17 protein-coding genes and 1 pseudogene are annotated in these 18,843 nt (G+C 58.1%); 5 read left to right on the top strand and 13 right to left on the bottom strand.

What is annotated here, in order from left to right; all coding sequences use genetic code 11:
- Nucleotides 1–57: 57 nt before the first annotated feature.
- Both A477_RS0102350 and A477_RS0102345 read right to left on the bottom strand, forming a co-directional pair.
- A pseudogene (locus tag A477_RS0102350) lies at nucleotides 58–270 on the bottom strand (GIY-YIG nuclease family protein); the annotation flags it as partial.
- A 146-nt stretch (nucleotides 271–416) separates the two neighbouring features.
- Complete coding sequence (locus A477_RS0102345; RefSeq protein ID WP_026005295.1) at nucleotides 417–1,271, bottom strand: alpha/beta fold hydrolase; 855 nt, start codon at nucleotides 1,269–1,271, stop codon at nucleotides 417–419.
- Between the two features lie 217 nt (nucleotides 1,272–1,488).
- On the opposite strand from A477_RS0102345, the gene A477_RS22675 reads away from it, so the two are divergent.
- On the top strand, nucleotides 1,489–2,004 hold the full coding sequence (locus tag A477_RS22675; RefSeq protein ID WP_017197436.1) for a hypothetical protein: 516 nt from the start codon (nucleotides 1,489–1,491) through the stop codon (nucleotides 2,002–2,004).
- 172 nt (nucleotides 2,005–2,176) lie between these two features.
- Here the strand turns inward: A477_RS22675 and A477_RS0102335 are convergent, their stop codons facing one another.
- From A477_RS0102335 to A477_RS0102325, 3 genes are all read right to left on the bottom strand, one after another.
- Nucleotides 2,177–3,049: a hypothetical protein gene (locus tag A477_RS0102335; RefSeq protein ID WP_017197435.1), complete on the bottom strand. Its 873-nt coding sequence runs from the start codon at nucleotides 3,047–3,049 to the stop codon at nucleotides 2,177–2,179.
- Between the two features lie 148 nt (nucleotides 3,050–3,197).
- Nucleotides 3,198–3,758, bottom strand: a complete 561-nt coding sequence (locus A477_RS0102330; RefSeq protein WP_017197434.1) for a uracil-DNA glycosylase family protein — start codon at nucleotides 3,756–3,758, stop codon at nucleotides 3,198–3,200.
- Nucleotides 3,759–3,901: 143 nt separating this feature from the next.
- Entirely contained in the window at nucleotides 3,902–4,579 is a 678-nt protein-coding gene (locus tag A477_RS0102325) for an 8-oxoguanine DNA glycosylase OGG fold protein (RefSeq protein ID WP_017197433.1), read from the bottom strand.
- A gap of 376 nt (nucleotides 4,580–4,955) precedes the next feature.
- Here A477_RS0102325 and A477_RS23630 point away from each other — a divergent pair, with 376 nt between their 5' ends.
- Complete coding sequence (locus A477_RS23630; protein ID WP_353579758.1) at nucleotides 4,956–5,090, top strand: GNAT family N-acetyltransferase; 135 nt, start codon at nucleotides 4,956–4,958, stop codon at nucleotides 5,088–5,090.
- A 232-nt stretch (nucleotides 5,091–5,322) separates the two neighbouring features.
- Here the strand turns inward: A477_RS23630 and A477_RS0102320 are convergent, their stop codons facing one another.
- Both A477_RS0102320 and A477_RS0102310 read right to left on the bottom strand, forming a co-directional pair.
- The gene (locus A477_RS0102320) at nucleotides 5,323–6,282 is read right to left on the bottom strand and encodes a hypothetical protein (protein WP_017197432.1); all 960 of its coding nucleotides are present in this window, start codon (nucleotides 6,280–6,282) and stop codon (nucleotides 5,323–5,325) included.
- A 337-nt stretch (nucleotides 6,283–6,619) separates the two neighbouring features.
- Nucleotides 6,620–7,318 (bottom strand): hypothetical protein, encoded by a 699-nt coding sequence (locus A477_RS0102310; RefSeq protein WP_017197430.1) that lies wholly within the window; start codon nucleotides 7,316–7,318, stop codon nucleotides 6,620–6,622.
- Between the two features lie 644 nt (nucleotides 7,319–7,962).
- Here A477_RS0102310 and A477_RS0102300 point away from each other — a divergent pair.
- From A477_RS0102300 to A477_RS22860, 3 genes are read left to right on the top strand one after another with little or no spacing between them, the layout of a single operon-like run.
- Complete coding sequence (locus A477_RS0102300; protein ID WP_017197428.1) at nucleotides 7,963–8,292, top strand: hypothetical protein; 330 nt, start codon at nucleotides 7,963–7,965, stop codon at nucleotides 8,290–8,292.
- Nucleotides 8,289–9,686 (top strand): MobF family relaxase, encoded by a 1,398-nt coding sequence (gene mobF, locus A477_RS0102295; protein WP_017197427.1) that lies wholly within the window; start codon nucleotides 8,289–8,291, stop codon nucleotides 9,684–9,686. Before A477_RS0102300 ends, mobF begins: the two co-directional genes overlap by 4 nt.
- Before the next feature lie 6 nt (nucleotides 9,687–9,692).
- Nucleotides 9,693–10,613 carry an AAA family ATPase gene (locus A477_RS22860; protein WP_083847995.1) on the top strand — a complete coding sequence of 307 codons (921 nt, stop codon included), beginning with the start codon at nucleotides 9,693–9,695 and terminating at the stop codon, nucleotides 10,611–10,613.
- On the opposite strand, the gene A477_RS23235 is transcribed toward A477_RS22860, so the two are convergent.
- From A477_RS23235 to A477_RS0102255, 6 genes are all read right to left on the bottom strand, one after another.
- Nucleotides 10,518–10,814: a hypothetical protein gene (locus A477_RS23235; RefSeq protein ID WP_017197425.1), complete on the bottom strand. Its 297-nt coding sequence runs from the start codon at nucleotides 10,812–10,814 to the stop codon at nucleotides 10,518–10,520. The genes A477_RS22860 and A477_RS23235 overlap by 96 nt on opposite strands.
- Nucleotides 10,815–10,826: 12 nt before the next feature.
- Nucleotides 10,827–11,126, bottom strand: a complete 300-nt coding sequence (locus tag A477_RS0102280) for a hypothetical protein (protein ID WP_050684098.1) — start codon at nucleotides 11,124–11,126, stop codon at nucleotides 10,827–10,829.
- Between the two features lie 170 nt (nucleotides 11,127–11,296).
- On the bottom strand, nucleotides 11,297–15,340 hold the full coding sequence (locus A477_RS0102275; protein ID WP_017197423.1) for an SIR2 family protein: 4,044 nt from the start codon (nucleotides 15,338–15,340) through the stop codon (nucleotides 11,297–11,299).
- A gap of 356 nt (nucleotides 15,341–15,696) precedes the next feature.
- Nucleotides 15,697–16,449, bottom strand: coding sequence for a C40 family peptidase (locus tag A477_RS0102270; RefSeq protein WP_237715698.1), 753 nt, complete (start codon nucleotides 16,447–16,449; stop codon nucleotides 15,697–15,699).
- Nucleotides 16,450–17,258: 809 nt separating this feature from the next.
- Nucleotides 17,259–17,522 carry a hypothetical protein gene (locus tag A477_RS0102260; protein ID WP_017197420.1) on the bottom strand — a complete coding sequence of 88 codons (264 nt, stop codon included), beginning with the start codon at nucleotides 17,520–17,522 and terminating at the stop codon, nucleotides 17,259–17,261.
- Nucleotides 17,523–18,050: 528 nt separating this feature from the next.
- Nucleotides 18,051–18,500 carry a peptidase inhibitor family I36 protein gene (locus tag A477_RS0102255; protein ID WP_017197419.1) on the bottom strand — a complete coding sequence of 150 codons (450 nt, stop codon included), beginning with the start codon at nucleotides 18,498–18,500 and terminating at the stop codon, nucleotides 18,051–18,053.
- Nucleotides 18,501–18,843 lie beyond the last annotated feature (343 nt).

The raw sequence follows: 18,843 nt of genomic DNA, 5'->3' as shown, positions 1-18,843 counted from the left end.
CGAACCGCGACGTACGCCGGCCCTGCGGATGCGTTCCCAGGTCTTGGTAGTTGGGCGTTATACGGGCAGGGCCTCTGCCTCCGGTGTGCTGAGGCGGAATTCATCGGCGGTGGGTTGTTCGGTGAATTCGACGAGTTCGACGTGGTGTTCCTTCAGTACTTCCAGGACCTGGTGCGGGGTGACACGGAAGAATTCGCGGCGGAGGTTGACCTTGTTGACGCGCTGCTCAGCGAACGTCCGGTGCAGCATTGCCTCGGTGGCGAGGGCATCGTCGGAGTAAAAGAGAGCATGTACGTCGAATCGGAAGGGTACGGACGCATCTCCGAGTTCGTTGCGCGGTGAGGTTCTCCCCCGTAGTCAAAGGACGTGCCATTTCGTTCCAGCTTTCTTTTCAGTTGCAGAACGGAATGGTGCAGTTAGAGGAATCCCAGCAGGGCGGAGGATAACTCGTCCGGGGCTTCCTCGGCCATGTGGTGCCCTGACTCGATGCCGTGGCCGCGAACATCGGTCGCCCACCGCTCCCAGACCCTGAGCGGATCGCCGTAGAGATCTACAAGGTCGTCCCGGAGCGACCAGAGCAGCAACAGGGGCACGGTAACTGCCCTTCCCGCCTGCCTGTCGGCTTCCTCATGCTGCCGGTCGATGGTCACGCCCGCCCGGTAATCTTCAAGCATGGCCCGCACCGTGTCCGGGTTATGGATCGCCCTGCGCCACTCATCGTAGTTTTCCTGCCCCATTGCCGCCGCGCTCCCGCCATACCAGCTGTCCGGATCTGCCATGATCACCCGTTCCGGGATATCTGGTTGGGCGTAGAAGAACCAATGCCACCACTTTGTAGCGAACCTCGCATCGGCCCTGGCTAGATGCTCGCTGATGGGGATGCAATCGAGCAGGGCGACCTTGGAGACCGTTCCGGGATAATCCAAGACCAGTCGCAGCGCAGTGTAGCTGCCCCGGTCATGTCCCACGAGCCTAAATTGCTCGTGACCCAGTTCCACCATAAGTGCGACCATGTGCCGGGCGGTCGCGCGCTTTGAATGGGCTGCATGGTCCACTGTCGGGGCCGGCTTGCTCGACTGCCCGTAACCCGGGAGGTCGGGGCAAACGACACTGAATCCCGCGTTCAACAGTTGAGGAGCGACCCGATGCCATGTAGCGGACGTGCGCGGATGCCCGTGAAGCAACAGAACCGGTGGACCTTCGCCACCATAACGGACAAACAGACTGCACGACCCGACGTCGATGTGGCGTTCCTCGAAACCCTCAAACATGCCACCATCCTGCCCCCGCAAAAGGAAAACCCACGAACCCCACACTGCCAGACCCTGAGGCCAGTCCCACTTCCTTGGGACCGGGAAACTTCCGATGGAACACCCTCTCTACTCGATGCGAGGCGTGACGCGCATTCTGCGGCCCTTCCTGCGCCAGTCTTGATTGGCCTGTGCGAAGGTGGATCTAAACTTTTCTCCAACTGGGTTAGGGAACTCCATGACGACTTTGTATCTTTTCCACGGCGGCGCCCCTGGCCTCAAAGTCGGAGACAGAGTCCTGCCTCCAACCGAGACCAGGGTGAAGTCCCAGGCATTGGCCGCTAGTTTGGAGCTAGGTTTCGGAAAGATAGCTCAACAACTCGACAAGGTCTACATGACCACGGACGTAAAGCTAGCCAGAGCTTACGCCGGGATGTGGACAGACCCTGCCTCCGCCTCGTCGCCAGCTGGAGGTGGCGTTGTTTACAGAGTTGAAGTCGAAGATGGAACTCTGGAGGCAGATAAGGACCTTCTGTCTAGCCCGGGGGTTTCCTACCAGGCGAGTTCAGCGGTGGTGGTGGATATTCAATATTCCTACGTAGCCTTCGACAAGGAAGAGATCACGACAACCTTGAATCGGGTTTTGTCGGCTCATGAAGTGAACGTTGCGGATAAGGCTAAGCAGGCGTCAGAAAGCCCTGCCGTTTCCTCCCCGGCGGGAAGTTCTTTCTTTCGACCGATACCGTCCAGCTGAAGTATCAGAAGGGGGAGCGCTCGGGCCAAGATCTTCCATTCGAGTGCTCTCAGCACACTAATTCGGCGGCAGTAGGACATTTCCTCAGCCGTCATGTGTGCCAGGCGGTACGGAGCCATCCTTTTTGGCCGGCCTCTTTTACGGCCGGCGTGCAGCTGCAGGCCGCACGCAATCAGTAGCGCGATACGTACACAGGGTTCGCTGCAGCCTCGCTGATCTCGACGGCCAAATCCGTGCTTAGCCGATAGCCGTCGGCTTTCTTGGTCAGGAATTTCATGGCCGCAGCCTTTCGCTCAGCTTTGGAGTAGACCACCTGCCATGCGGGGAAGTTCCTAAGTTCGTCGGTTATCTCCTCCTTGCGAGCTCGGAAGTCCTGCTCAAACTCGTAAACCTTGGCATTTATGATCCTGTTAGCTTCGGGCATGACGCGGTGGGACAAAGTGATGTCGTCGATCTCGTCCATTCCAGCTTCGGCGATGATAGTTGCCATCAGGTGCCGACGCTTACCCACTTGTTCGCCGCGGTATTTGCGGGATTCAGCCAGAACTGCCGCCGCCGTTTGGATGTTCGTGTAGTACTCGGTCAGGCGTTCCCGCTGAGCTTCATTGGATTCTTCCCCTGACTCTTCAACCGCTTCGTGTAGCTCATCGAGGAAGGGAACCAGCCAATCAGCACCAGCGTGCCACTCATAAAGCAGCCCCTGGGCGGCCCAGACTACCGTCACACTTTGGTGCTGTCCGTTGTACTGCCGAGCGGCTTCAATCAGCTTCTTGGCCCGAACGGACAAATTTTCCTGGTCATCGGCAAGCTCGTCTAGGTAGTTCTGCACTTCGAAGGTGGAAGCACTAGAACTGATGAACACCGCCCCGACCTTGGCTGCCACCCGGACGGCTTCATCGACATTGAGGTCGCTGCCACTGAGGGCTATGTGGCTCTCACCCTCAGCCTTTACGCCAGGCACGAAAAAAATGCCGGCGTCGTGGGCGCGGGCCGGAATGCTCTCAGCGATATCTGCCAGATCGGTGGAGGTGTACGTAAAGGTCATGATTCAGATACTAGGACGTGTATCTGACACGCAAGGCGGCTTCGGTCTAGGCCCGGTCCTCAGTCGCTTCCGGGCGCCCTAAGGGCCTTAGGAAAATGCCCGCCGTAACCTGTGGACGGACGCATATGGTTAGCGAAGGAGCGGTCGACTACTTCGTACCCTCCCTTAACACGTTTCCCAATTCGGTCAAGACCCTTCTTGCTTCATCAGCCTTTGCGTACGGCCCAGGCATCCGAAACACGCGTGCACCCCAACTCGTCGTTTTCTCCTGCAAGCCCGGCTTCGATTTTCTCAAGCCGAGTAGTGCATGGACCGGATGTCGGAACACCCCAATGACCAAGAGAACATCTCGAGCCGCCAACGAGGCCTCAAGCAAAGGCAGCCCCTCACGAATCCGCTCGGCTTTGACCTGCTTCTCCCCCAGGGTCGGAACCTTCACAATGTCCGTGAAAGCTATTCCACGCTGCAATGCAGCGTCATCCAGAAATGGCGCGTCAGCCGGATCGAACAGGCCGACGTCAGCCAACCGCACCAACTGACGTTGCCCTGCCGGGCCCTGATAATAGTGGCCCGCCTCGACACTCTTAGGCGCGGGGTTTAGACCGACAACGGCAGCAACAATGTGGCCAGCAGGCCACAAATTGGCAAGCGTCAGGCCCCCACGTCCGTCCAGCAATCTCTCCTGATGCCCAACCAAGCGATCTACCATTCAGCCCTATGGTCCTCAGTCGAGCTCACTTGCTGGAACGGTGTTGGCCTAGGCTCGAAGGCCGGCGATGACGACGTCCGGCTCGATATGTGACGGCCGCAGCCAGAATGGGCACCAGTAGAAACGTGAAAGCCCATTGTCACTCAGTCCCTTCTGAAGATCAGTTGTTCTATCTGCTCGGCTTCAATGCCGAGCTCGGCTGCCCATTGGGCCATACACGCCGTGTACCGGCGATAACTAACGGCACTGTTCCAGTTGAGCCACAGAGGCCCGATCTCCTTGCAGTTTTCACTGAACCATTTCGCGACGATGCTGTCCAGAATCGGGGTGGTGGCGACGCGGAAGGAGGCCTTAGTAGCGAAGCTGATGTACTTTGTCGCGAAGGCGGGTCCCCACTGGTCGAAGAACTTCCTGTTGGCCTGCCGTCTTTTCACGACGTTCTCGAAAGCTGCATTCCCGCCACTAGTCATGGCCTTCTCGGCGAGCTCGTGTAGGTCGGCGGCGAAGTTCTGACCGTTTTCCAGGTCGGTATTCAAGCGAATGACGCGTTCTGCCCGGTAAGGGCCAAAGTTGGCCTGGGCATAACCCCAGAGGTAGCTGGCGACGTAGGCGTCGAGAGCCGAGTCAGGGTCAGCGACTTGCTTGAATGCCGCCAGAACGCCAGCGCGGTCAATGGGATTTGGAAGTGATTCCAAGATTCTCTTGCCGCCGAGGTATCTTTGCCAGTTCCGCTTCTCCCACTCGAAGGCCTCCTGTGGTGGACGCCCCTTCGCGTCCCAGTTCTGGAATTTTCTTTGCAGGTCATCGGGCACGGCCGGCATGATCAGTCTCCCCCAGGTAGGTGGTGCATTTACTTTCGCATAAGAAACCCCGGTCGATCGATGTGGATGGTCGTCCCTGGTCGCTATCCCACTTCCTTGGGAGTGGGATGGTGGCAGTTTCGGTATCTCCCCCGCTGCGCGGGGGCTCAGCGTAGAGTCTGAGAATGAATCCTCTGGAGCAGCCTGTACTCGTTGCGCCCCCTTACAGGCTCCGCCCATTTACGGCAGCCGATGTTCCTGTGGTCCAGGAAGCCTCGAGCGATCCACTAATTCCCACCATCACGACAGTTCCCGCCAGCGGTTCACGCCAGGCAGCTCTGGCCTCCATCGAAAGACAGCACCAACGCTTAGTTGATGGCACCGGGTCTCCTTCGCTATTGCTGATTCCTCCTCTGATCAGGCGGTTGGCCAAATCGGGCTGTGGCTAAAGAACCTCAGCCAAGGCCGGGCGAGCATTGGCTATTGGGTCGCGCCAATTCATCAGGGGAAGGGAGCAGCTCCTCTGCTTTAGGTGCCCTCGCCGCCTGGGGTCTTACGCAACCCGGGATTCATCGACTGAAACTCTACGTCGAGCCTTGGAATGAGGGCTCCTGGCTCGCAGCCGAGCGCAGCGGGTTCATACGTGAAGGGACGATGAGGAGCTGGCTAGAGATTGGCGGCCAACGCAAGGACATGTACATGTCCTCACGCCTTCCTGCTCGCCAGGAATCACGCTAAGCGGACCTCGCGATTGCGAGACCTTGTCACTCGACTTCCAGGGCGGCATTGAAGAAGTCTGGGATCACCGCTTCGATCTTGCTCTCAAGAGTCCTCAGTGCCGTCTCGGTCCAACCGTAGTAGCTGGTCACGTAGGTCATAGCGTTGTAGAAGGCCGCCAGCGCTGCACGAACGTCCTTCTCAACCGACTCGACAGTGACGCGAACGTTCGCAACGCCTCGGCCTGTCTTCTCGTCCTTGGTCCAGACACGCATCTCTCTCACCGTGTAGAGGGTCGGGTGGGTGAGGTTCGAGAGCAGCCCATATAAGCCCGAGGCCACAGTCGCATCGATAGTGCCACCGAAGCTGGCGGTGAGGTCGTACATCCACTTGACGGAGTCTTCAAGGCCCGGCAGCTGTTGACCGTGAAGCCTGTACTTGCCCAACTCCTCGGGAGTCGAGTCGGGGAAGCGGGCGGCAATGTCCGCCTTGACCTTCTTGTAGGCGTCCGCCGTGCGCGTATGAGTGGGGTCGCTCTTGCCGCGAAGACGGCCGGCGTTCTTCTTGGCTTCCTCGGCGCTCTTCAACTCCTCTAGGTAGGCGCGAGCAAGACGGTCTTCCGGAGCCTCCGTGGGGTCGTCGCCCGTCACCCACACCGCGTGTGCGCAATTCTCGATTACGGCGCGCAGAAGCAATGGCGGAGTGCCAACCACCTCTGCAGCCCTCAGAAGAGCAGCCCAACTACCCAAATGCGCCGCGACGTTGAAGAGAAAAATCTGGATCGCCTCTGTGATGAGGCGGTGGCCGGTTTCGCCAATCGGCTTGTCGATTACCGGATCAGGCGATGGCAGGATTATGGCCGCTTGAGCAGCGCCAGATCCTGCTGCCGGTTCCCAGTGAAACTCGGCGGCGGTCTCGTGGAAGGCCTCGCGGCAAGCCGATAGCGTCTGCGCCAACTCCTCGAGGCGGTCGCTGTACGTGGACGGCATGGTCTGCCAGTAGGTCATTGTGGAGCCTTTCGGGCGAATCGACAGAGGTTCAAAGACAACGCGGTAAAGGATCCTTTGCTGGGACTGTAGCGACCGGGCGTGGTGCGTTGGCTGAAGGTCAACGAGACCAAGATGAAGAACGGCTACAAAGCTGCGCCCGAGTTGTCGTTGGGTCGCCAGTCTCGGAACTTGGCGATCCTCGACAGATGGATGCAGTTGCCGTGCTCGACCCTAGGCCCGCCAGTCCGCTTGAGGCATCTGTCCCGGGTGCCTGCTCTTCGTGTTGGGAATGTGCTCTTCACGATGCTGGTGGGTATTTTCTACGACTCTTCGGTGGTAGCGGAGTACGTTAGGGTCATAGGCCCGTCAAGTGCGTGATGATCGTTGTCGTCGCCGCTGCAACCCACGCCTTGACTGCATCCTTTGTCCCCGCTCCAGCCGACGTCCCTATCTCATCCACTACGCCCCTGAGCCCATAGAGAGATCGTTTTAGGGCGTTTGGTTTTTCAGTAGTTGAGACCGTTTTCTTGACGTCTGAGATTGCATCGTCGAGTGCCTCGGCGTGGTCAGCAGTGAAGTCGTCCCGCGGCGCAGCCCTGGCAATCTCTTCGAGAGCAGCAACCAGGCGTTGCGCGTCCGCGGTGACGTTTGACTGTTGCAGCTGGTTGGCGTTACCAACTGATATCTGGTTGGTTCCACCATGCACGACGATGTTTGGTTGTGCGAACGAACGGTGAACGTGACCCTTCTCCGTCAAGGTTGCGTTCCAGTGATCGTTGCCGTGCTCAAATGGGTCTTTACTGAACTCATAGCGAGAGATCGTATACTCAATCACGCCACCACGCGGATCTGCACGCTCTACAGTGTCTCCCTCGTGAACCGGCGCGGCAGGAGGAAAGACGGCTTTGCCTTCGCTGAGTAAGACTTCAATTTTGAATGAGTTGCCTTCTCGAGTTGCCGGACGTACTACGACGTCTTCCCCACCGAAGTTTTGAAAGAATGCGCTGATCGCTCGTATGCCGGGTAGGCGGGGCACTTCGTTGTTTTCTGCCATGGCTTGATTCTAAGCAAACGCCAGGTCATAGGACGTACAAGACTTATGGGTGCTTATCGGCGTTTGCTCTAGTTCGCTTATGGTTTCAACTGGCTGGCACGCTTCCGCCCTATCGAAGCTGTTGGCATGTAAGCGATTGCGCAACAACTTGTTGCGCAATCGGCTCAGGAGCTCATTCGCCGCGAACGTCCTCTGACGCCGACCCTCGAACCCTTGCGCCACCATCTGATGGGCTAACCGTCCAGACTGGATCCCGGCCACGGCGCCTATTACGAACGGCTCTCTTTGTTGCCCGATCATCCAGAGCGCGTCTGGACGATCGGCATAGAAAGCAGTTCACCATCGAGACCTTGGAAGTAATGTCCGACACCCAAATGAGCCGCAGCCTGTGGCCCATTTGGCCCGTACCTGACCTCAGCCAACTGTGCCGCCAAAACGGAATGCATCTGTTGCCGATTTCTTGACTTGCATTCCTGTCCGCAGGCCGTGCTACCGAGAGCCACCCGTATACATTGCCATCAAACAAGTGGTGACGGAGCCGCCGGGGGCAGTGGCTCCGTCACCACTTCGTTCACACCTCTGGCATCCAAGGCGTGGTGGTTCGGAAATCATGAGGCGCGTGCGTGCACGCTACATGAACTGGTGTGAACAAGCAGAGCTCCGGACAACAACCTCACGGCGGTGGCGAGGGCGATACGGACCGGCTACTGACCGAACTACGATCGCAATCCTCCGACCTAGAGCGGCTCCGGGCCCTCTACGAAGAACTGGAAACCAGAAACGGTCTTCTCCACAACGAAGTCCTCCGCCTAAAACGTGCCCAGCGGACAAACGTCCAGGACCTCGCCAGAGTAGCGGCAGTTTTGCTCCAGATTTCGCGCGTCAAGGGCATCGCCCTCGACCCAGCGACGCTCGACATTCTCCGTCGGCGAGGCTGGCTGCCCACCAGGCCTCGCACGGGAGCACGGCCATGACCATGTCCATCGCCAGGCTCTCAGTCCGATCAGGACTCAAGTACCTCTTCAAATCCACGATGCTGGACGACTTCTCCCCTACTCCCCAAGACACAATCAGCTACTACGTCGCGGCGGGAACGCCTCAGGGTCGTTGGATGGGCAGTGGGCTCAGCGGCGTTGCCCGCACATCCGGAGACAAAGTCACTGAATCCGATGCGCGCGCCATCTTCCAGGACGCGGCCCACCCCGACAGTAATGAACAACTGGGGAGGCCCCATGAGCAGCCGCAGATCAACCAAGAGGCCAGCAACAAGGAAGCGACGAAGCACGCCGTCGCCGGCTTCGACCTCACGTTCAGTGTCCCGAAGTCCGTCTCCACGCTGTGGGCACTAAGCCCCCGCCTTCTGCAAGAACAAATCCTGCAGACCCATCACGACGCCGTCGAAGCAACGCTTGCCTGGATGGAAGAGCACGTCATCACCACTAGATCCGGGCGGAACGGCGTTGCTCACGTCGGCACCCTAGGGGTCATCGCGGCAGCCTTCGATCATTGGGAATCACGCGCCGGCGATCCTCAGCTCCATACGCATCTTGTCATCGCGAACCGAGTCCAGCGCGTCACGGACGGCGCGTGGGTCACCGTGGACTCCCGTTCCTTATACAAAGCCGTCGTGGCCGCCAGCGAACATTACAACGGGCTGCTCTTCGATGCGCTGCACACCAGCCTCGGCACAGACACTGACATCCGTGCCCCGGCGCAGAACACTCATAACCCAAGCCAGCAACTCACTGGCGTCGCCGAAGCCCTTATCCGTGAATTTTCAAACCGTTCAAGGCTTATCGACATCGAGACCGATCGCCTGGTGAAACAGTGGACCGCTGGTCATGGAACTCGCCCGACGGCAACTACCACCGTGAGATTGCGCCAGCAAGCCACCCTTTCAACTCGAACGCCTAAGAACGCTTCTTCGTTACCTCTGCGGCTGCTTTCCGCACAGTGGCGCGACAGAGCAAAGGCCCAAGCCTTCGACCCGGAATCCGTCGTAGCGTCCACCATTAGGCGCTCCCGCTCACATTCGTTCCACGTTGGCGACTTCGCACCCGACTGGATTGACGCCGTCGGGCTTGTCACCCGGCAACGTGTGGCGGCAAAGCGCTCAACCTGGAATCGCTGGAACCTGATCGCCGAGGGTGAGCGTGTGTGCGCTGAGATCCGTTGCGCCTCCCCCGCCGACCGCAACGCGCTGATCGATGCCGTGGCCACCGCGGCAGAGCGTCAATCCGTGCCACTCAACCAGTATCGGTACACCGTCCCTGCGGATGCGGCCGATGATCTGCGATTCGCCGGGCGAAGCGTCTTCGATTTCCACGGGTCGCGCCTCTACACGGACGAGTCGACACTCGCGTTTTAGGACCAAATCCTTGCGGCGAAGAACGACGACGGCGGCCCGGCCGTTCCGGTCGACCTCGCCTTCGGGGCGGTCACCTCATACAGAAACGACGAAGGGTCACCTCTGCACGATGACCAACTGACGGCAGCGTCGGATGTCCTGCTGAGCTGCAGCAGGCTCGACGCCATCGTTGGACCGGCCGGGACCGGAAAGACGACGACCCTTGGCGCCGTGAAAGCTGCGTGGGAGGTGGCGTACGGGGTGGGCAGCGTTGTTGGTCTGGCGCCGGCTGCTGCGAGCGCCGAAGTTCTCGGTTCGGAGCTACGGATGGTTACTGAGAACGTCGCTAAGTGGCTGCATGAATCCGTTGGGTCTGGTGCGGCCGAACGGGCAGCACGATTCTTCCAGGCGGACGATCGACTCCGTGGGGCTTCCGTTCCCCACGGCCCTATCGTTAGACGACTTCAACAAGAGGTTGCTCGGCTGGCCGCCGAGCAAGCCCAATGGCGGTTTCAACCCAATCAGCTCGTAATTGTCGATGAGGCCTCCATGGTCTCAACATTTCAGCTGGCAGCCTTGGTCGGGCAGGCCAAGGTCTCCGGAGCCAAGATCCTCTTGGTGGGGGATCCCGCCCAGCTCGATTCCATCGATGCCGGCGGTGTGCTTGGTTGGCTTGATCGGCAGGGGATTCGGCACGGGTGCCCGACGGAACACGACATACGGATCTGTGCCGATCGACTCCAGGAGAGCGGTCGAAGCAGAGTCAGTCACTCGGGTGAGCTGCTGGACAAGGTAGACCGCCGCGGCAACCAAAGGCACCGCGGCTGCTCCCCCGACCAGCGCTCTAATCAGTCAGCGAGGCTGCTGACTGATCAGTCCGGAGAGGAGTTGAAGGATCATCACAACCACCAGCGGAGTCATCATCACGATGACCCACCAGTTGGTTAGTCCGCCGATCGCCGCCCATTGTGATTCATCGACTTCGGAAACGCTGAAGGCCCCGGTAATGAACCCCCACATCCACGACGCGATGTTCTGAAGGACGTTGGCGAAGATTGAAGTGATTGAACCTTGGACGCCGTCGTTTGCTTGGGAAACCAGCCCACAACCCGGCGGCCACCAACCGTTGAGGTCACAATCGATAGGCATGATCGCAAGCGGCTAAAAGCCCAACGGAAAGGCTGTCTGGGACCAGAGAATGTAGCCGTTGATCCCGCCCAGGATTGCGGCGACCGGGCCGGTCCACAGGAGGATTACTCCTCCACCTGAGGCCAAGCGCGACGATTGGCTCAGCTTGCCGGCCAACAGCATCGCGGCCCCGATGATCGCCACGATCGCAATGACGATGAAGGCGCCGACGAGGATGCCGCCGCCGATCTGCTTGAGTGACTCAAGAAAAGGAAAGTTCGCGTTTGGTGTGATCCCAGGATCCACCGCTGCCAGTACCATCTGGTGCTCCATCCAGTCGTCTTCCAATGGAATGAGCTGATTGGGCTCACGACTTCATGGTGAGGGTGCCGGGGAACGACATGATGCTCGCAAACCTGATAACTGGCTGTAGATCTGTCTCTATGTGACAGTTCAGCGGTGCGGTTCGATGCTGTTGGGGTTAGCTTCAACCTAGTCCTGTGTCACGGGAGGCAGCCTGCCTGGACGAAGGTCACGATGCGCGTTGCTAGATCATGAGTATCGGATGCAACTTCTCTGGCCTTATTTTCGGTGAGCGCATCGAGTGCTATCCGTTTTTGGTAATACAGAAACGCGGCACCCGGAATCTCGTGATCGGAGATAAGTAGATCGTAATACTTCTCGGCTTCTGATCCAGCGCACCTATCGAGGGCCCTCATGGCTGTTTCCATATCATGGAATTCCGTTCCATCAATTAGGGCCGTTCGGATCGCTGCGAAGAGGGTGGGCGCCGACGTGGTGCAGCGAAGGTTCTCAATCCACGGTTGCCATCGCCTGGCACCCACCGCCGCGAGAAAGGCATCCGTAGAAAAGGTGTGAGTCCTAAGAAGCCGCGTCTCCGCCTGGCAACTACCCAGCTTCACCCGGGTGGGGAGAACCCAGGCCGCGTTCTCCTCATCATTGAGGAGGCTGTCGAGGACGGAAGGCTCGCACTCGTCTGCCAACTTCTGAAGCAAGCCATCTTTCCAGTCTTCCGATTCTTCTGAAGCGGAGATAGCTTGGAATACCTTTTGGGCTAGAGATCGACTTATCCCCTGCGCCACTTGCGCAAGCATCGCCACGCTCAGATTTGGCCAATCCTCTATCTGCTCTTCAAGTGCGTGCCAAGACTCAGGCGTAGCCTGTCCAGTAATCCAAGCTATGCCTGCACTTTCGCCTCGTTCGAGTTCGAAGCGGGTGACTGATGGCCAGTCTTTAGGGAGCAATGCAACATCCAACAAAGCAGCCCATTGCGCAAGCAGGGACCACTTCAAGTCAAATCTGCCCTGTGAAGGCGCTGGTGCGAAAGCTTGCGTTCCACTAAGGCGCAGGAATTCCGCCTCGACCCATCCCTTGACGGTAGATTTCTGCGCGGGAGTTAAATCGACATCAGTAGAGGCGCTAAGTCTCAGCACGCGCTCTTTATAACCACCAAGAATTAGTTCTTGGACAGTCGGGACCTCGTGCTGCTCGGGTTGGTGACGTCTAGTTTCTTTCGGTCCCTCTTTCCGCCCTTGAAGAAGCTGAGCAGACAGATCCAGCACATGGCGTCTCGAGTCGGGGTCGAGGCCGTCTCCAGCGTTGCTTTCCAAGTTCTGTGACAGTTGCTCGACTTGCAAAGTCGTTAGTTGTTCCAGAAGCCAAAAGAACTCAAAGTCGATTCGGGGCGTAATCGGGAACTTCAACCATTCCCATATCGTTGCAAGCGGGCGCTGTCTTAGAATGGCGGTAATCTTGCTGTCTAACGATGATTCATGACGCATGGAAGCGAAAATTCTAGCTAAGCACGCTGATTGGCTGACAGTCCAAATATTCTCAGAACCACTCGAAGAACTATCAACTATAGACTTCAATAATGGACGCAGATTTGGCGTATCAGCCTCTACTAGCTCCAGCGATCTCGACCTACCAATGCGCGAAAACAACTGCCCCAAAGCCTTTCGGCGAAGAGGGTCTGGCGCGCCGACAGCATGGGCCACAGCTTCCTCATCCGTAGAGGCCAGATCTATGGCACATCCGATCAGAGTTTCCTGAGCCATATCGTCACTGTCTATATAGGCTTGCTTAGCTAAAGGCGCTGACATGGCCTCGAGGTTGGCACTAAATGCCGCCAGTGCCGCGCGACGCCTGACCACTGGGTCCTCATCGTGAATGAAACGGGCGAGAAGTTGTGGCAAGTCGGAGACGGACGCGGCACTTAGGACTACGAGTGCATTACCCCTTTGAATCCTACTGTCAGACTCAAGGGAGGAAAGCAGCTCTGACTTAAAGTCCTCGGATAGCCCAAACTCGGCCAGTTTCTCCAGGGCGCCTTCATCATCTTGGTAGCGTGCGCCGTGGTTTCGGTCGAGCCAAATTTGGCGTTCCGAATATGCCTTCCAGATCGTCCACATCGCACGGTCCCACTCCTCACGATCGGTGGAGATCACAGCGGCACGCGCGGCTAGTAATGGATCGGCCTCCGCAATTAGCCTCCTAACGGCAGGGCTAGCCATCGGAAAGAGCAACCAAAGCGTATGCGTCCAAGAGTCACGGATCGCTCCTGCGCCTTTGTTATCGGACATCACGACATACTTTGACAGGAACTCCAGCCCACCATCGTCCATGCAGCGCAGCGCCTCGGCAGAGCGGGCTTCCTGAATGATGTTTGCCACAAAGCTCACCGAATCAGGTTTGAGCAGCAGCAACGCCCGTTCCGCAAGTTCGTTAAGAAATTCCAGGCTAGGATATAGACTAGGAATTCCATCGTGAAGTCGTGATTCGGTCAACTTTCCTAGTGGGATCGAGACTTCATTCTGGGCCTCCAAGAAGAGCGCAATTCGGTTTAGCCAAAGGTTCAGGGAGTTTTGTCTGAGCATTATTCGGGCATCAACGTCTCGTGCCGTCGTTGAAAGGATCAGGGATAGTGGGCCGATCTTTGCGTCGTTTGGGTTATGAACCCTGTCAACTATCGCCGATGCATAGATGGGAATGCTTGCGAGCTCACTCATACCAGGGGCGAGGCTGAGAAAGTTGTGCAACTCATCGCGCCGAACTGATCTTGATTCAGCGTAGCGTTCCAACCACTCGTTGTCTGGTTTTAGTAGGTAAGTCGAAAAACCCTCAATGCGGCTCGGCATCGAAGCCATTAACCTCGTGGTAACAACGTACCGGTGTTGGGGATATTCACGCGAGACTGCCTCCAGCAAAGAGACTAGAGCCGGTCGTTCGGCGGCAGGCACTTCGTCCAGCCCGTCCAACAAGAAAACATAGCTCTTGGCTTCAAGGCCGGAAATGTCGAGCTTTTCCACTGGCTGATACGACTCGGCATCGTCCATTTCACGTACAAAATGAACTCCAGGATCGCGTTCATTTCGAAACAATGAGAAGCTCCGCAGCCTTTTGTAGAGTGCATTACCACTTCGAAACCCAATCTGATGGAGTTCCTGCGTTTTGCCATGGCCACCACCGGCCACTATGAGCAGACGCGGTACAGTCGCGTCCAATTCCGGCGCAAGGGTATGGCCCGATGAATAAATTTTCCAGAGGTACCGGCCCTCATCTACGCCGCTAAAACTCTCTACGTCCTTCGGGACCTCCGCTACTGGCAGCGGCATATAGTTTGGATCCCGCGCTTCCCGAACGGTAGCAGCAGGAAAACTCCGTATCTCTCGGGAAGATCCAGCCAGGATACTTGCCGCGATATCAACAGACCGGCGCCTCAGATCCGTATCCTGTACTACTACTGCCTGAACACCGGCTGCTCGAAACAGTTCCGCCTGATCTAGCGGTACATCTTTTTGGTCGCCGCTGACGTGGCTGAGCAGCAAGTGTTTTCGACCGATTCCGGACGTTGACCTGACACGCGCGGCCCAAGCAAAATCCCTACGCAGGTGCTCCTCAACTTTGCTGAGACTATGCCCGAGAAAAAGTAACCGGAATTCGCTTCCGAGCGCCCGAGTGACCATCTGCATCCGCTCATCCGCAAGAGCTGCACGGTAAGTTTTTTCAGAAAGCACTATGGTTTCAGGTTTTGTAACTACGCCGTGAAGGTGCAGCACTCGCAGTTTTTCAGGATCATTCTGCAAAGCATAGGGAAGATCATCCAAGGTAAGGGAAACGACTTCCTTGCCGACTGCTCTGGCGCTGTGTTCGATCGCAAGATCATAGTTTGTGGTTAGGACCAGACCCGTCTGCACCTTAGCCAAAGCCTGGAGGACGGGACTGGGTTTCACTTCACGGGATGCGATGTATTCAGCAACCGTCTTCTGCAGCCATGCCTCGCCGTGCTTCTCGGCTGCCTGTTGAGCCACTGCAAAGAGGTTATCTGCTGCGGGAGTCCGGAGATCGCCAACATTGTGTAGGTGCCGAGCCAAAGTTGCAGCTGAAGGAGCACCGGGCTCCACTCCGAGTCCAGCCCCAATTACGGGAACGATTTCCCGCCGCGAAGTCCTCAGGTCGTTAAAGAACTCGGCACAATCATTGCTATCGAGCTGGAGTACTACCCCTTCACCCAGATAGGCATCCATACTTAACGTCCTCCACACGAATGGCCAGTTTCGGCTGGCTTGCTGCGTCGTCGTGCAATCAAGCGTTGCAGCCTAAGAATGGCCGACACACCTCTGCATCAGAAACACGGCCCTCGACACCGACAACAATAGCTGGTTAGCCATATCTCGCACCCGTCTATTTCTACTTCGCCAGCATCAGAGTCTGCCCACCAGCGTCAAAGAAACTACTCCGCGCTCGGAGGACGCTCACTCGCTTTGGTGGCTATTCAGCACACAGACACAGCTCGGCGCGTCATCTCCCGATCGACCCTGTTTGCACTATTCATTAATCGCCCCGCGAGACTGGCCCTCCAAGTAACGGAATACAGCATTGGCTACAGAAGCAAAGTGAAGTATGCGGTGCCTTCGTTCCAATCTATTGGATGCAACAACGTTCCCGCGGCGGGATTCAAAGCACTGTACATCATGCCATCGCCAGCGTAGATCCCCACATGCCCCCAGTTGTATGGACCTTGTGGGTTCTGAACGACAAGGTCTCCGATCTGCGGGTTATCCGTCATTCGCCCGACCCGCCACTGCTCCACACGCGGCAATTCGATCCCAACTTGGCGATAGATCCACTGAACGAAGCCCGAGCAGTCCCATGCCTTGAACGCAGTACCACCCCAGACGTAAGCACCTCCGACGCCCGTCTGCGTGAAACGCAAAATGTCCTGTCTGATTTGAGGCAATCCTTCTGCAGAGACCAGATCTCGCCGGCCGCTCTCCCCCGCGCTGCAAGTCGGGACCGGGGTTATGCCCTGGAGCAGGTCAACAATGGCCGCGGCCTGCGGCTCCCATCGAACATAGAGCTCTGGAAACGCTGAAACCTGGACTGCTTGGGCAGCTTGCCCTTTGCCTATAGCAGACCAGCCTGGCACATCCAGCAAACCTCGAGGACTACCCTGATTCGGTCCAGAAGGCCCGCCATAGAATGCCCGTGCGTTGTAAGAAACGTCCATCAGCTCTGCAACGGTTCCCCATCCAGCCGCTGGCCGCTGCTGTGCCGAACCTACTGAGTCGTGGTCACTCCCAACCCCGTCATGATGAAACTGAAATGATGCAGGGACATTCGCGTTGGCGAGCATCCGGAGGGTCGACTCCTGGAGAGACATCATATGGCGATCACCATCGCCTCCCGAGGAACGCCAAGTTGCTTCCCTACGGAAATGTACCCCTGTGCCACAGCAATCTGCCCTGCGGAGAGTCCAACGGCTTGACCATCCGGCCGATATCCTCTGCTCTCCAAAACGCTTTGTGTGACAGCGCCGCTGCTTGACACACACCCGACGGACGATTCCGGTTTCTCGCCGGCCAAGGCTAAAGCGACGGTGCTAACGACAACGCCCAGGGAAAGCACGATGACGAGAACGACGGCGGTTGCAGCCCGTACGAGCGCTCGGCGCCCGACTAGAGCCATCGCCAAAGCCGGATGCGGCATCAGTATACGATCCGACTAGTCGAGGCATAGAAGCCGACCATTTGGCATCGATCAGGCGGCGCGGTCGCTGCCGGCGGGCAATTAGCCATGACACTGACCGGCACTGTGTATGAATTGCTGCTACTGACTGTCTGGTCAACGACCTTGAGTCGAACCGTGCAGACATGAAGCCCCGCCCACGGAGCCGGCCGTTCGCGAACTTTCTACTCGGGCGTCAAAGAAGGCAGCGCAATGACACCCACGCCGATCACGGCTGCCGATACTGCGACGCTTAGAACCGCCGCAAAAAAGTTGCGTTGGCGTGTTCGGCCGCCTATTCCGGGGTTTCTCTTTACTCAGTCCATCCACACTGTCAGTCTGACAGCCCCCACCCGGTGCTTCAGAACATGACGAGGCCACCTCCGGGCTACGGAAGGGGCCTCGTCGATGTCCGAGCTAAGGCATCACGAGCGGTAATTACTCGGACGGTTCCTCGACCGGGAGCGCCTCCCACTCACGCAGCTTCTGGATTACCTCTTCCGGCGAGTAGGTCTCGGGTTCCATCACAATCCCGGAGGTGGGCAGGTGGGTCAGGTCCGCCTCGAAGAGCTCACTAACACCCTGCTGTCGAACTGTAGCCAGGTAGCCGCTCTGGAGCAGGACTTGGGTCAGGAAGCTGCCCTGACCCTCAGCGGCCTTCATATCGGAGATCAGGATGTCCGGGTCATAAGTAATCATCATGACGGGGAGTCAACAGTCCAGCGAGGCCTCGGATGTTGCATGCGCTTCCGGCGCACGCGGGGTCCAAAGTTCTGTCGCCGGGTCGGAATAAGCTATACAAGCCTGATGTGCTGCGGGCCGCTGACCGTGCTGTCCGCGCCTTGAACTTCCTTGAGGACACCATGCTGCAGCCTCCCCGGCCCGTGCCGACAAATGGAACCTACCAGGTACACAGACCTGCCGGGTATGAGGCGTCTCATTTCCAAGGTTCTATATGGGTCCGCCGAGACTCCGCGCGGAACGACGTCGTTTGCCCATGTCAGGCGCCGTCGGACGCCGCTTTGGCGTGGCCAACAGGTGTGGGCGTCGTGTGTGCTCCGGCTTCCTTTCCATCGCACCTCACGATGACGCGGTTGCCTTTGGCTAGAAGCTCAGTTGCGCTTCTTCAGGGGGACCCTTGCATCCAAGCGAATACCCCGTGCTGGGTGGATCAACGGGAGTGGCCTTGCCCCAAGAGCGTGGCAGGGCCACCACCCGCTTACTGCAGGGCTAAGCCCAGGACTGGTCCCGAGAGATGCAGGCCCCGCCGTTGTAGGCTACGTAGATTGAGCTGACCCTGTTTTTCATCTCGCCCAGGTTGAGACGGTCCCCGGGTTGGATGTACCAGGCGTAGCCGACGCAGTCGGGGCTGTCGTAGATGGTGATGTACGCGTGCGTGTTGTTGATAAGGGATGCTGAGTTGTTGTTGACTTGGACGCCCCATCCGTTCCGTCCAGCCGGACCGTCGGTGAACAGTTCGTTTCCCATGCCGGCGTCGCTGTTGGCGTAGTCGGCCCGAGCACCTTGGAAATCGGAATTGAAGTAGAAACACGCCCGTCCTGACGGACACGCTGTCCCTGAGCCTGAAGCATTGGCAGCGGGCGCGCCCGCCAGGAATGCACCGGCACCCAAAGCCAGCACAGCGCCTGCAGTAGCCGTCTTACGCATCGCGAGTTTCATGAAGTTCCCCAGTCATTTTTGTTCGCGGACTTATCATCCGGGTGCCCACCGGAGGCGCCTCCATCATTCTCCGGCACCTCCTTATCACGCGCCATGGGGACATCTGCCCTAACCCGCGGCTGGTGCCCCATCAATGGCGTTCCGTTCCAAGAGCCTCTCGGGGGTTCGGTGATGCGGCGATGCAGACGGTCGACATCGCCGAAGGGCCCGCCGAACACCTGACCGACACACGGAGAGAACCCATTGTCCACCAAGCAGGGAATCAACCCTTTGCCACAGTCCACTACAGGCAATCGGACCCAATAGAACCAAGGAACTGGAACGACCCAATTGGGACAGTTCG

The organism is Arthrobacter sp. M2012083, from assembly GCF_000281065.1.
In the GTDB taxonomy this organism is placed as follows: domain Bacteria; phylum Actinomycetota; class Actinomycetes; order Actinomycetales; family Micrococcaceae; genus Arthrobacter.
Note: the sequence above shows the minus strand (reverse complement) of the source record. Positions and strands in the feature narration are given on the sequence as shown.

What these genes read in the sequence shown, in the direction of transcription:
- A477_RS23235 (WP_017197425.1), bottom strand. Translation starts at nt 10,814, where the DNA reads ATGCCTATCGATTGTGACCTCAACGGTTGGTGGCCGCCGGGTTGTGGG.
- A477_RS0102260 (WP_017197420.1), bottom strand. Translation starts at nt 17,522, where the DNA reads ATGATGATTACTTATGACCCGGACATCCTGATCTCCGATATGAAGGCC.
- A477_RS0102270 (WP_237715698.1), bottom strand. Translation starts at nt 16,449, where the DNA reads ATGCTCGCCAACGCGAATGTCCCTGCATCATTTCAGTTTCATCATGAC.
- A477_RS0102325 (WP_017197433.1), bottom strand. Translation starts at nt 4,579, where the DNA reads ATGCCGGCCGTGCCCGATGACCTGCAAAGAAAATTCCAGAACTGGGAC.
- A477_RS0102335 (WP_017197435.1), bottom strand. Translation starts at nt 3,049, where the DNA reads ATGACCTTTACGTACACCTCCACCGATCTGGCAGATATCGCTGAGAGC.
- A477_RS0102330 (WP_017197434.1), bottom strand. Translation starts at nt 3,758, where the DNA reads ATGGTAGATCGCTTGGTTGGGCATCAGGAGAGATTGCTGGACGGACGT.
- A477_RS0102345 (WP_026005295.1), bottom strand. Translation starts at nt 1,271, where the DNA reads ATGTTTGAGGGTTTCGAGGAACGCCACATCGACGTCGGGTCGTGCAGT.
- mobF (WP_017197427.1), top strand. Translation starts at nt 8,289, where the DNA reads ATGACCATGTCCATCGCCAGGCTCTCAGTCCGATCAGGACTCAAGTAC.
- A477_RS0102255 (WP_017197419.1), bottom strand. Translation starts at nt 18,500, where the DNA reads ATGAAACTCGCGATGCGTAAGACGGCTACTGCAGGCGCTGTGCTGGCT.
- A477_RS0102320 (WP_017197432.1), bottom strand. Translation starts at nt 6,282, where the DNA reads ATGACCTACTGGCAGACCATGCCGTCCACGTACAGCGACCGCCTCGAG.
- A477_RS0102280 (WP_050684098.1), bottom strand. Translation starts at nt 11,126, where the DNA reads ATGGAGCACCAGATGGTACTGGCAGCGGTGGATCCTGGGATCACACCA.
- A477_RS0102310 (WP_017197430.1), bottom strand. Translation starts at nt 7,318, where the DNA reads ATGGCAGAAAACAACGAAGTGCCCCGCCTACCCGGCATACGAGCGATC.
- A477_RS0102275 (WP_017197423.1), bottom strand. Translation starts at nt 15,340, where the DNA reads ATGGATGCCTATCTGGGTGAAGGGGTAGTACTCCAGCTCGATAGCAAT.
- A477_RS22675 (WP_017197436.1), top strand. Translation starts at nt 1,489, where the DNA reads ATGACGACTTTGTATCTTTTCCACGGCGGCGCCCCTGGCCTCAAAGTC.